At 41.3% G+C, this 11,521-nt stretch carries 10 protein-coding genes; 3 read left to right on the forward strand and 7 right to left on the reverse strand.

Annotated elements, in window-relative coordinates; genetic code table 11:
- The first annotated feature begins 33 nt into the window (after positions 1-33).
- A complete protein-coding gene (locus ACFS25_RS28635; protein ID WP_381508158.1) occupies positions 34-1,581 on the forward strand; it encodes a serine hydrolase in 1,548 nt (515 codons plus the stop codon).
- Positions 1,582-1,980: 399 nt separating this feature from the next.
- On the opposite strand, the gene ACFS25_RS28640 is transcribed toward ACFS25_RS28635, so the two are convergent.
- From ACFS25_RS28640 to ACFS25_RS28665, 6 genes are all read right to left on the reverse strand, one after another.
- On the reverse strand, positions 1,981-2,385 hold the full coding sequence (locus tag ACFS25_RS28640) for a hypothetical protein (protein ID WP_381508160.1): 405 nt from the start codon (positions 2,383-2,385) through the stop codon (positions 1,981-1,983).
- 11 nt (positions 2,386-2,396) lie between these two features.
- Positions 2,397-4,115, reverse strand: coding sequence for a hypothetical protein (locus tag ACFS25_RS28645; protein WP_381508162.1), 1,719 nt, complete (start codon positions 4,113-4,115; stop codon positions 2,397-2,399).
- Positions 4,116-5,046: 931 nt separating this feature from the next.
- Positions 5,047-5,478: a hypothetical protein gene (locus ACFS25_RS28650; protein ID WP_381508164.1), complete on the reverse strand. Its 432-nt coding sequence runs from the start codon at positions 5,476-5,478 to the stop codon at positions 5,047-5,049.
- Positions 5,479-5,567: 89 nt separating this feature from the next.
- The gene (locus ACFS25_RS28655; RefSeq protein WP_381508166.1) at positions 5,568-6,278 is read right to left on the reverse strand and encodes a recombinase family protein; all 711 of its coding nucleotides are present in this window, start codon (positions 6,276-6,278) and stop codon (positions 5,568-5,570) included.
- Between the two features lie 256 nt (positions 6,279-6,534).
- Positions 6,535-7,023, reverse strand: coding sequence for a hypothetical protein (locus ACFS25_RS28660; protein WP_381508168.1), 489 nt, complete (start codon positions 7,021-7,023; stop codon positions 6,535-6,537).
- Positions 7,024-7,203: 180 nt separating this feature from the next.
- Positions 7,204-7,395: a hypothetical protein gene (locus ACFS25_RS28665; protein ID WP_381508169.1), complete on the reverse strand. Its 192-nt coding sequence runs from the start codon at positions 7,393-7,395 to the stop codon at positions 7,204-7,206.
- Positions 7,396-8,308: 913 nt separating this feature from the next.
- Here ACFS25_RS28665 and ACFS25_RS28670 point away from each other — a divergent pair.
- Complete coding sequence (locus ACFS25_RS28670; protein ID WP_381508170.1) at positions 8,309-9,817, forward strand: serine hydrolase; 1,509 nt, start codon at positions 8,309-8,311, stop codon at positions 9,815-9,817.
- A gap of 147 nt (positions 9,818-9,964) precedes the next feature.
- Entirely contained in the window at positions 9,965-10,393 is a 429-nt protein-coding gene (locus ACFS25_RS28675; protein ID WP_381508172.1) for a MarR family winged helix-turn-helix transcriptional regulator, read from the forward strand.
- A 126-nt stretch (positions 10,394-10,519) separates the two neighbouring features.
- On the opposite strand, the gene ACFS25_RS28680 is transcribed toward ACFS25_RS28675, so the two are convergent.
- Positions 10,520-11,134 carry a class I SAM-dependent methyltransferase gene (locus ACFS25_RS28680; protein ID WP_381508174.1) on the reverse strand — a complete coding sequence of 205 codons (615 nt, stop codon included), beginning with the start codon at positions 11,132-11,134 and terminating at the stop codon, positions 10,520-10,522.
- Between the last annotated feature and the right edge of the window lie 387 nt (positions 11,135-11,521).

An 11,521-nucleotide genomic window follows, 5' to 3' on the forward strand; every position in this document is an offset into this window, starting at 1 on the left:
CACGCGTAATTTGCTTGCACACTGGTTATCTATATGAATAAAAAGCATTGGTTTCTACTCTTCTTTTTGACGCACAGTTATTTATCTGGCTTGGCTCAAACGCCCATTTTCGTCTCTGACAGCTTGCAGGCATATATTAAAAGAGGCATGGCAGACTGGCAAATACCAGGCATGGCCGTTGCGATTGTCAAAGATGGTAAGGTAGTTGTCAGTCAGGGATTTGGCGTTTTAGAGGCAGGCAAAGACAGCCGGGTAGATGAAAACACCCTGTTTTTCATTGCTTCCAACACTAAATTATTTACAGGCACAGACCTAGCCCTATTAGATGAGCGCGGAAAACTTTCACTGGATGATAAGGTCACAAAATATCTACCTGACTTTCGGTTATCGGATGCGTCTACTACTCAATTGGTCACTGTTAGGGATTTGCTATCCCATCGTATAGGGACAAAAAACTTTCAGGGAGATTTCATGTTTTGGGATACCGATTTAATGCGTAAGGACGTATTGAGTCGAATGCGTTTATTAGCAGCACCAAATCAGTTTCGTCAGGATTTCGGCTATTCAAACCAGGGATACGTAGTAGCCTCTGAGATAATCCCTAAAGTTAGTGGCATGAGCTGGGAGACCTTTACCGAAAGCTCAATATTGAAACCCTTGAACATGAATCGAACATTCATGCTTTCAGCGGGAGCCGATAAGCGTTCTAATATAGCCTTGCCCTATACTACCTGCTGTAGTGCAGACAGTAAACTTGTAAAGTTGCCCTTCGACAATCTCGACAATTTAGGACCCGCTACCGGTATGCTATCCAGCGTCAGTGATATGTCCCACTGGATGATGATGCAGCTTGACAGTGGTCGCTTTGACGGCAAACGTATTCTTCCATGGGCCGTGTTAGAGAAAACCCGTGTCGCCAATACACTTGCCAGCACGGACAAAATGAAGGCGTTCCCACTTTCTTATCAATTTTATTGCTTAGGTACTGGCCTTTTTGACTACGCGGGATACTACGTCTATGCCCATGCGGGAGCCTGCTCCGGTTTTAAAAGCACCACTACATTAGTTCCAGAAAAAAATTTAGGCATTGTCGTCCTGACCAATCAAGACAATAGTAACTTTCATGAAGCACTACGTTTTCAAATTCTCGATGCTTACTTGAACGTGGCTTATACCAACCGTCACAATTACTATTTGAACCGTGCCAAAATAAAAGATCAAAAGAGCAGAGATGAAATTAAGGGGTTGGCTCAACGTGTCGAACAGAAATTAAAACCTAAAATTCCCTTACTGGCTTACTGCGGGACATACAGAAATGAGTTGTACGGTACGTTGTCAGTTGCACTCGATACGGTAAAGGGAAGATCAGGGCTGACCATTCATTTTGAACACCATCAAAACCTCATTGCTCAACTAGACTACATGGATGGGGAAGAATTTCGGTTAACGTTTTCCAATCCAAGATTCGGGATTTTTCCGGTGTCGTTTTTAAAAGCTAACAACCAAGTAGAAAGCCTAGAAATTAAGGGTACTGATTTCGTTGACCACGATACATATGAGTTCAAAAAGGTGAATGAGTAAGTAGAATATGGGTGCATCCAAAAAAAGGCATCAAATTTGTCACGGCTCGACCTCGATAACTTGATGTCTATTTTGGTGGGTTGTATTCGATTCTTAGCCAATACAAGCAACTGATATGTTGAAAACAGGTACGAACGAGTTTAGGAGACAGAGTTGTAGCGGTTTCTAATGACTCGGAAGCCATTTTTGACTTATACCCAAAAGGAACGCTTTTGAGCCGGTCAGATTCGCGTATTCGCTGGTGATACTAGCTTGCTGAACGTCTGAATAGGTGGTGACGAAGTTGGTTCGATTTTTTAGATATGCCCATTATGCCTAATTTAAGAATCTCAATAAAAAATTCTTACAGGCCAAATTTAAGACTAATTTTTAGTGCTGTATGACCATCTATACTAACTACTACTTGAATAAAGTGGAAAAATGGTCAAGAATAAACTTGAATGTTATATCGCTGAAAAAGCCGATAGAAAAGGCCGTTAAGCAATGTTGCCAAGATAATTGACCTCGTTGGACTCGGCTTATTGCTTTCAGTACAGGCGACAGCATAGCGAGTGCGACAATTAAGGAAGTGATTAAAACATCCCAACGTAGAGTAGTTAACTTCAATCCGACCCCCACATTATTGAAAGAAACTACTAAAGGTCGTGCAAACAAGCCCAGTGCAAGTAACAGATAGATTAGAACTGTCCACATAACCTTTTTATTATTATTTTGTGGACCAAACTTCACTTCATCATATTCCTGATGGTCTGGTGAGTAACTAAGAGGTGGCTTGAAACCAAAATCGGCTATATAATCGAACATATAAGAGGTAGTTATCGATTTGCTATGTTGTAAAATCTTTTCCTTAAGTCTGTATCCTTAAATGAATCAATCATTTTTTTGTCTCTAGGCCCTAATAAAGTCTCCACACGATTAGAAAGTTTGCCAATAGGATAATTTTGTAGATTCTTGGTTATTGATAATACCTCTCGACCGTCAATAATATCTCGTGGAGCCATCGAGAAATCAACAAAGTTTTTTTGTACAAGTAGTCGACCCAATGAGTTAATCTTTTCCTGAAAGAGTTTTAACGGGATAAGGTTTTCTTTATAGAGTTTACCCGTGTTACAACTTAATAATATGGCCGCTCGTGGAGGACGTACTCCTTCTTGCTTAGGCATTTTACTCAATTCTTCTAAGCTTACATAGGACGAACCAAAGTAAATATTTTTCTCATCACAATGTGCTATGATCAACAAGATGTGAGTCGTTCCATTTGTCAATTCATGAATAAGTTGCTCCTTTGTCGTAATAGTTTTTGCTGATTTCATTAAGGTTTCTTCTACCTTATTTCGTAAAGCTCTAATGGTTTCTATAGGGATAGATTCCATTGATTGTAATTTTTGACCCTTTTCGCTTACTGGTATACCATCTAACGAAGTTATATTATCGAATGACAGCTTTTGCTTGCATAATGATAAAATCCGGTCTAAAGATTGATTTATAGAAGGAAAGTCATCGACAGACTCTGTCCGGTTAATAACTGTGATATTATATCTATTTGTTAACTCTTTCACCTGAGCTGCATTGCTAGTTTCACTATTGCCGATATAATATAGTATCGAGCGTTTCTTCCGTGATTTTACGAGCCAGTTTTTAAATTCGTCGGTTACCTGATTTGACGCATTTACCTTATTTGATCCTATGGAAGAGAGACTAGAAGTATGTATCATTGGTATAACTTCACCTATAAAACGGTTATTTTCAACTTTAAAAACACACATTAGGCTCTTGCTATAAAAGTCATCTGGATCTATTGCATACATTGCTTGTGACAATAGCGGATCAGACATATTATTAAAATGCTTTTTAAGCTCATCAACTGTATTCGCCAGCGTTTCTCTTCTTATAAAATAGGGATCACCTATCCCTGTAAAAAATAAATCACCAAATTTTATTTCCTTGAGGGCGTTTCGTGCCTCCGGTTCATATAAAGTAACTTTAGGGTCAACAAAAATAACGTTGTCAGTATTAAATACACTTTTATACTTAGCTCTTACTACCTCAGATTTAGTTACAACAATATGAGTACTTAATTTAACTTCGGGCGCCTTTTTTCGTTTGTATTCTAAATGATTAAGATCTTCTAAAGAACGTAGATGAACAGTAATCCAATCCCTATTATTCCCGTCTAAGGAATTACGTTTTGCTGACTTGTAATGGTCAATGTAACCATTTGATAGGCTAATATTGTTAGGATCGCTTCCGTGATAGGGGCCGTAAATTGACTCGTAGTTTACTCCAGATGGTCTGGGATGAGTTATGCGATCCAAGCTATTTTCATACTCTACCCCATATTTTATCTCCGACCGAATCTCCGACCGAATCCCATTTACAGCAACATGTTCTTCAAAAGCACGGCTACTACTTTTAAATAAATTTTTGAATAGTCCAAACAGCCCTTGAGCATCTGCTTTTAACGGTTGATAGGCTAAAATGGATATTATTAAAATTAGCTTAATCAACTGATTCAATATGGAATATTTACTCATAATAATAGTATAGTTTATTACTGATTAGGGGTCAACATTTCTTTGTTAAAAAAATTTGAGGACGCTGATTCATAGGATTATTTTAGGTAATATAATAACTTGAATAAATAAAACCGTTTGAAGATTAAGGTCACTAATGCGACTGATAAGTTTCTTAAACTAATGATTTAGCAAGTTTATTCCTCAAAATCTGCCTTTAAATTCTCCGTTCATGATCTAAAGACAGAAAGCGATACTAATAAATGACTAAGCGGGTATAACTATATTCATGCTAATTCATAAAAGCATCTTTTATAGGCGAGCACCTGTAGAGTAGGGCAGTTATAGTATTTTCACTAACAATAAATGTCAATTGAATCTGTAAAGTCATACTATCGTAGCCATTCGAGTCCACGAATTGGACATATGTGCGATGTAGTGACTCCCCCGACTACGCTAGCGTGTACTTTAGGACATACAACCTCAGCCTTTCCATCGTCAACTGATTGTGCATCACATTCTTCGCAATTGTGATTCTCCGTAATGTCCTCAACCGTGTCATAATGACCTCTGTAACACCGTACCACTTATGTTTCTACTAAATTTCCCACAATATTTGCATTTAAATAAGGTTATACTAATAATATAACTATCACTCTAAAATTATTTATATGTTTGATAAATATCAATGATAAGTTATTAAAAGGTAAATAGAGTGGAAAAATTGGTGTTTTTCGGGTCATGTACAAACGTCCGCTTTCTTTTATAATCAAATGAAAATGTATGATTATGTTTGACCCAAAAACCAGTTGTATACCAGTTTATCCCCTTTTCAGTAAATTAATGTTTAAGTGATTTAATTACTAAATCTGCAGGGAGAATAGATATTCGAAATCATAAAATATAAAGTTAATGCACTTTCAATTACACATTTCTAATTAGAAATGTGTAATTAATTAAACCATTTTACGAGGCGGAAAAGTTGCCCGCCAATCCAGGTTTTTTGTATACTGATGGCAGGCCAATTTTCAAATACATCGATTAAAAAGGGCCATATGGCAACAGTTGGTTTGAAAGTTTTCAGCCTCAACCAATAAACTTGAGCATTGAAAAATTGAATAGGCGTTTTAGGGCTTATGCTCTCCCCTTCACTAGCGCTTCCTACAACTAGGGCTTTGCTGTAGATTTCCCATGACCCAAACCGAAATGCTTCGTGTTCATCATCAGCAACATTATCATCTACAAACATAAGATCACCGTTGGGTTGACTGGCTACGGTAGAAATCAATCTGCAACCTAGTAGGCTGTAAATGCTTTGTAAGGAAAAGTCCATATTAACTTCTGAAATGGTACGGGCTGCGGGATCAATCAAATAGGCGTCCATAACTGTTTCAACTAATTGATTATGAATTATACATGATGATTTATTTCATATTACACAACATTTTTCACGTGAAATAGCAAAATATAACATTATTTATCCCTTTTTTTTCCACTGTTCTTTTGAAATCTTCTTACGGTTTCCGACATAAAGAGTTTGCCATTTCTGGTACGAAAACCATGTTGATTTAACTTTTCTGCGATACCTCTGGTCGTTAGCTGATCGTGTTGATATAAGCGGATTAGTTCGTTAGCCTGTTTGTTGGCCGGATGGTTGCGGGCATTTTCAATAATGGCGGATATGGCTTTTTTTCGGCTATCGTCGGTTAAGTTCTCTGGTTTGCCTAATTGAAACCCTCGACTTTTCTTTTGTGCGAGTGCGGCCCTGGTTCGTTTAGAAATTTGCTCGGCTTCATGTTGGGCAAAGGATGCCATGATGCCAATAGTTAATGTATTAGCGTCGGGCAAGTCGCAAGCCACAAAATCAATTTCAGAATCTCTCAGCAGCATCACAAACGAAGCGTTGCGGCTGAGCCGGTCCAGCTTGGCGATCAGCAGCCGGGCGCGGTGCTGACGAGCGGCACCGATGGCGGCTTGCAGTTGGGGCCGATCTTTCTTGCGGCCGCTTTCGATTTCGGTAAACTCCTCGACCAGCGTTTCTCCTTCCCGTAGAAACCGTTTGACCATTTCCCGTTGATCGTCCAGACCCAAGCCGGAACGACCTTGTTTTTGGGTTGATACCCTATAGTAAGCGATATAGTGCATAATAGTTACAAAATAGGTGATTTTATCATCTTGCCACATATCTTGAACGGGCGTTTAAGATATGTGGCAAGATGATAAAATCACTTTTCCACCACGATTGGATCACCAAAAAGACTGCCAACCTGACAGACACCTCAAAAGTACCTTATTCATGCATTTGAGTTACAATGGCCAGCCTGATCGGGTGGACTTACTCAGACTCAAATTGAACGGCGGGGAAATAAAAAGCAAAACGATAGAAGGACTAAAATTACTAAGCATGAAAAAAGCCCTGACTCGACAGGGCTAATTAACGTTAGTCGGCCGCTTCGTTCTGTTTTGGCTTACGGCCGCGTGGCTTTCCGGCGTATGGTACTTTCTCCGCAGCTTCCTGAGGAGCCAGCCGTAGCTCAAAGGCCGTGGCACCTTCATACTCGAACAGATGGATGGTAAAGTCATATTTAGTTTTCGAAAAATCAACGCCACACTTTTTTAGAATAAAGGGAAGAGTCAACGAGTAGCTTTTGGCCGCTTTCTCGAACGTAAAGGTTTCCTTAGAACCACTGGCCGGAATCAGGTAAAGCGATTTAGCTTTTCGTTTGTCTTCGTCCATACCCACTTTAAAGAGTGTCGTATCAAGATTAACACCTATAGAAGCCACTGTTTTGGCTGGTAACACCAGTTTACCAGCGGAAGAAATATAACCGGTCAACACAACTTTAGCAGGCTTAGCTGCTTTTTCCGTTTTAGGTTTGGCCTGACTATTTTCGTTAGGGAAAAAAAAATGGATATTGATGGCTTTCATTTACTTAGTTTCAAAGTCTATAATCTAATTAAGGGCAAATTTAGAGTATAAAACTGGGTTTGAGGGTATAGCATTTATAATGCCATTGGGAAGCATTTAATCAGCGATGATGTACTGTTTGAAATGGTCTGGGGGAGATGTTTCGTTAAACTATATGTTGGATGAACGGAAAGTAGGAGATTAATCAGGCCATTTTTCCAGGCCAGCGGCAATCCGTAGGGCCCGTTGCACATCCTCCCAATAATACCCGCTGTCGTAGCCCGTAGCGAGACGGTCACAGATGCTTAGAAACTCACTGGCAGCCTCAACACGCTGTTTCTGAACCGCAATCAGATCAGGTTGTAGAGGTAGTTGGTCGGACACATTTTCCATATTTGTAAAGGTAAGACATATCTAATAGAGACGAAAAAACGCCATCGGTCGAACCAATGAGATAGAGAAAGCTCAACAGATATAAAATATTGAATCGAGCGTTTTCGTGAACGAAATCGTAGAATTCTGAAATTGTACTTATTGACGACTCGTTAGCAACGTCACTCCAAAAATTGAAATAAACGAAATAGTACATTTCTGATAGAATTCAATAGTCAATTCGCGCAGCGTTAAAAAGATAGGTAGATGTCAAATGGAGTGACTTGCCCGTTAAATCAGACTCTATGCATTTCTATAAATAGGTAGCCTAGAGGATTAGCATTCAATCAGTGTCGCACAAACTCAACTCCTACTGCGAAAATGATACGTTGATTTGTGAGATGGCAATTTGAGATTATCTGAAGTAGCAGGAAATGAACACAGACGAGAGTAAGCACTGTTACGGAAAAACGGGCGTTTTTTGAGCTGTTTACAGATGGCTAACCAAATAAAATAATAAAAATATCAATATTTGGCGAGCATGCAATCACGGCTCATGTTTATAGCGATCGACCTATTACTTGAAACGCGTACAGTGAACGGTTCAATCGACCTTTCCGTAAAGATACCTACTTACATTCCAACCAGGATTCGGCAGATTCAGTTAATGAAAGCTTGCAAATACACCGCCAACTCGTGACGCCAATAGCGTATCGACTAAGGCTTTAACTTTAATCAGCACCACTCAACGCACTAAACCGGGGCGGAATCAGACGTTTCATGAATCAATAACTCAAGGCAATAAAGTTGACAAAGTCAACTTTATTGCCTTGCTTTGTCTTGTCGAAAGTCTTCATTTTAACGGGCAAGTAGGGTGATGGCTTCGATTACCGAAGCCATTGGCAATTGACAAGTATCTAAATCACAGAATCAAATGTTCCCTTTTCTCATGCGCATCCAAGCGGCTTGGCTCTGCATCGCGCTCGTAGTCAGCACAACCTTAATTGGCGTCGCCCAATCTCGAAAAGACAGCATCGATGCCTTTATCAATCAACAAATGCGGGATGGACACATTCCTGGCCTTCAACTCGCCATTATTCGAAACGGCCATATTGATCAGTTGAGCGCCTATGGGTTGGCCAATGTCGAGTACCAAATAAAGACCACTAATCAAAGTGTGTTCTCCATCAATTCCATGACTAAGGCCTTCGTTGGGGTAGCTATTATGCAACTGGCGGAGCAAGAGAAACTGCGCATTGATGACCCGATCGGTCAATACATGGATAGCTTGCCAACCGCTTGGCAAAGCCTGACTATTAAACAACTGCTGACCAACACATCCGGTCTTCCTAATATTATTGATCAGTATGAACATGTGCTTGGGCAGGGGCAAGAGCAAACCGCTTGGACAGAAGTAAAAGCCTTACCGATTGAATTTAAGCCCGGTGAGCGCTTTAGCTACAATCAGACCGGCTATGTTATTTTAGGCAAAATCATTCATCGCTTGAGCGGTGTACCCTTCACCCAGTTTATTGAGGATAATCAATTTAAAGTGGTTGGGATGAACTTGACTCGATTTGGTGATTCAGGCGATGTCATTCCTAATAGTGCTGGTGGGTATACCCGAGTAAAAAATATAAATGGAAAATGGCTATCTCGCGACGAGAAAGACCCACTTGGCGTTGCTTTTATTGAATTCCCGGTCTTTTTTCGGACCGCTGCGGGTATTCTATCCACGGCTCAAGATATGGCTCATTGGCTGATTGCCTTACAGTCGGGTAAGCTGCTTAAGAAGAAAGAAAGCGTAGAAGCCCTCTGGACACCGGCTCGATTGGCCAATGGCCAAGTGGGTGGGTTCAATGAGCTGACTAATGGGTACGCGCTAGGGTGGCCAACAGTAACCAGAGAGGAACACCCTGCCGTTGCCCCCGTGGGTGGCTTTCGTTCCTCATTGTTTGTTTATCCCCAAGACGATTTGTCGATCGTGGTATTGACCAATCTTCAGGGGGCCAATCCAGAATGGTTTATTGATGAAATCGCGGGCTACTACATGCCCGATATGCACAAGGCCAACGGTTTTGGACTCTCATCCTCGCTGAAAACACTACGGACCGAATTACTCAAGAAGGGCTTTGCGAATGCAATTCCAATTGCGAAAACTTTACAGCAGAAAAATGCGTCTTTTCATTTGAAGGAGGATCAACTGAACGGTTGGGCTTATTATTTAGCTAGTGAAAAGAAAACACAGGAAGCCTTAGCCATTTTCAAATTGACAGTGGCGCTGTATCCTCAAAGTGCTAACGCTTACGACAGCTTAGGCGAAGCGTACGCTACTGTTGGAAACAAAGCGGCTGCCATTCAACATTATAAACGTTCTCTGGAACTGGATGCAACCAATCAGAATGCCGCTAACCAGATTACTCGGTTAAATAAGACACCGTAGCGGTTGTTAGCTTTTCTGAGCTAGCCAACTTGACTGGTAAGGAATCACAAAAATCAGGTTGGTACGAGATTCGCGTTGACTGCGGAAAGGCATGTCCAACACGAATCTTGGTGTTGAGCCAGCCACTTAACGCTTATCTACAAAAAGATGACGAACGAAGCGATTCAACAAATCAGGTCATTTAACCGCTTATATACCGATTTGCTAGGGCTGCTTGATAGCCATCTGCTTAGTAGCTCGTACTCGCTGGCCGAGGGCCGTATTCTGTTTGAAATTTCTGCCAGAGGCCAGTGTCAGGCTTCGGATATTATTGCTGTTCTGAGCATTGATAAAGGCTATCTAAGCCGCATTCTCAAAAAGTTTGAAAAAGACGGTCTAGTCCAGCGACAAGCCTCAGCACTCGATGGCCGGGTCGCGTTGTTATCGCTAAGTACCAAAGGCAGAACTGTTTTCCAGCAACTCGACATCGCCTCTAATCAACAAGTCGAAAGCCTAGTTGGGCATTTGCCTCAGCAGCAGTTAGAAGTACTTACCAACTGCATGCAGCACATCATGGAAGTCCTGAAAAAAAGCTAGCCATTTAGTACTGATGCTCTCAAGGCTAGACGGGCACTGGTTACAAATTCTCATGAAATGCTCCTACTTGAGAGGAAGCAATCTTCACGTATATGCGTCTTGAATAGGGCGTTTGACGTGATATTATTACTTCATCAACGAGAAGTAAGTGTGTCCGCCATTACCCTCCGCCACAAAGTAACTTTCAAGCAGAGTAAAGCCTGTTCCAATGAACCATGATTGATAGGTAGCCGCATCAGTATGACTCCAATACATGCTCGCACCCGATTGATTCCAATTGGAATCGGTGCCAGTCCATTCGCTCGCTCCTACCGTGCACAGCACGTAGCCACCTGGCCTAAGCCATTGATAGATGTTTTTAATTAAATCAGGCTGTTCTGCTACAGGCAGATGAATCAGGGAGTACAAGGCAATTATAGCGTCAAAAGAGCAACCTGGGAAGCTAAGGCGGGCCATATCAGCGATCTCGAAGCGAGCTTGAGGAACATTGATGCGAGCTTGCTGGATCTGAACCGGCGAAAGATCAACGCCTAGGTAATCAAATTGCTGGCTTAGAAAACGAGCTGTTGGAATGCCGTCTGCACAGCCTAATTCGAGAATGCTGGCCTTAACGGGTAAGCGGATAGCTAAAGCCGTTAACCAGTCGCTATATCGATCTGGACTGAGCTGTTCGTAATGAGTCCTGTAGCGATTACTCAACTGATCATATCCTTCTTGCACAATTCGCTTAGGGTCTTCCATAAAGTTGTCGAATCAATTTACAGCTAGCCAAGTTATGAGATTCTTCACAGACATCTAAAAAACTAAATTCTCAAATAATCCTCTTTCAACGAGATAGTATGATTGTCCTACAGTTGATTGTATGTTAACCGAGTTAGGGTTGTATAGCAACAGCTAAGTCATGACGATTTTAGGGCCACTTTGTCATTGCACGCAATCGTAGCGATTGGCCGTTGGAGTTACCTGCTAAATAATCACTCCCTGCTCTAACGGCATTGGCCCCACACCTAGCGCCTTATTTCGGCTCGACCGAAGCAGCTAAATCGGCAAAGGGTATCTCTGTCTTTACCCCCATGTCCCGTACGGGCCAGGATTGAACAATCATGCGCACGGGGATACCTAGTTGCT

This window comes from Spirosoma flavum, from assembly GCF_042686045.1.
Taxonomy (GTDB): domain Bacteria; phylum Bacteroidota; class Bacteroidia; order Cytophagales; family Spirosomataceae; genus Spirosoma; species Spirosoma flavum.

Bases quoted from the DNA above. Each gene is read 5' to 3' on its own strand.
- ACFS25_RS28635 (WP_381508158.1), top strand. From the start codon at position 34: ATGAATAAAAAGCATTGGTTTCTACTCTTCTTTTTGACGCACAGTTAT.
- ACFS25_RS28640 (WP_381508160.1), bottom strand. From the start codon at position 2,385: ATGTTCGATTATATAGCCGATTTTGGTTTCAAGCCACCTCTTAGTTAC.
- ACFS25_RS28645 (WP_381508162.1), bottom strand. From the start codon at position 4,115: ATGAGTAAATATTCCATATTGAATCAGTTGATTAAGCTAATTTTAATA.
- ACFS25_RS28650 (WP_381508164.1), bottom strand. From the start codon at position 5,478: ATGGACGCCTATTTGATTGATCCCGCAGCCCGTACCATTTCAGAAGTT.
- ACFS25_RS28655 (WP_381508166.1), bottom strand. From the start codon at position 6,278: ATGTGGCAAGATGATAAAATCACCTATTTTGTAACTATTATGCACTAT.
- ACFS25_RS28660 (WP_381508168.1), bottom strand. From the start codon at position 7,023: ATGAAAGCCATCAATATCCATTTTTTTTTCCCTAACGAAAATAGTCAG.
- ACFS25_RS28665 (WP_381508169.1), bottom strand. From the start codon at position 7,395: ATGGAAAATGTGTCCGACCAACTACCTCTACAACCTGATCTGATTGCG.
- ACFS25_RS28670 (WP_381508170.1), top strand. From the start codon at position 8,309: ATGTTCCCTTTTCTCATGCGCATCCAAGCGGCTTGGCTCTGCATCGCG.
- ACFS25_RS28675 (WP_381508172.1), top strand. From the start codon at position 9,965: ATGACGAACGAAGCGATTCAACAAATCAGGTCATTTAACCGCTTATAT.
- ACFS25_RS28680 (WP_381508174.1), bottom strand. From the start codon at position 11,134: ATGGAAGACCCTAAGCGAATTGTGCAAGAAGGATATGATCAGTTGAGT.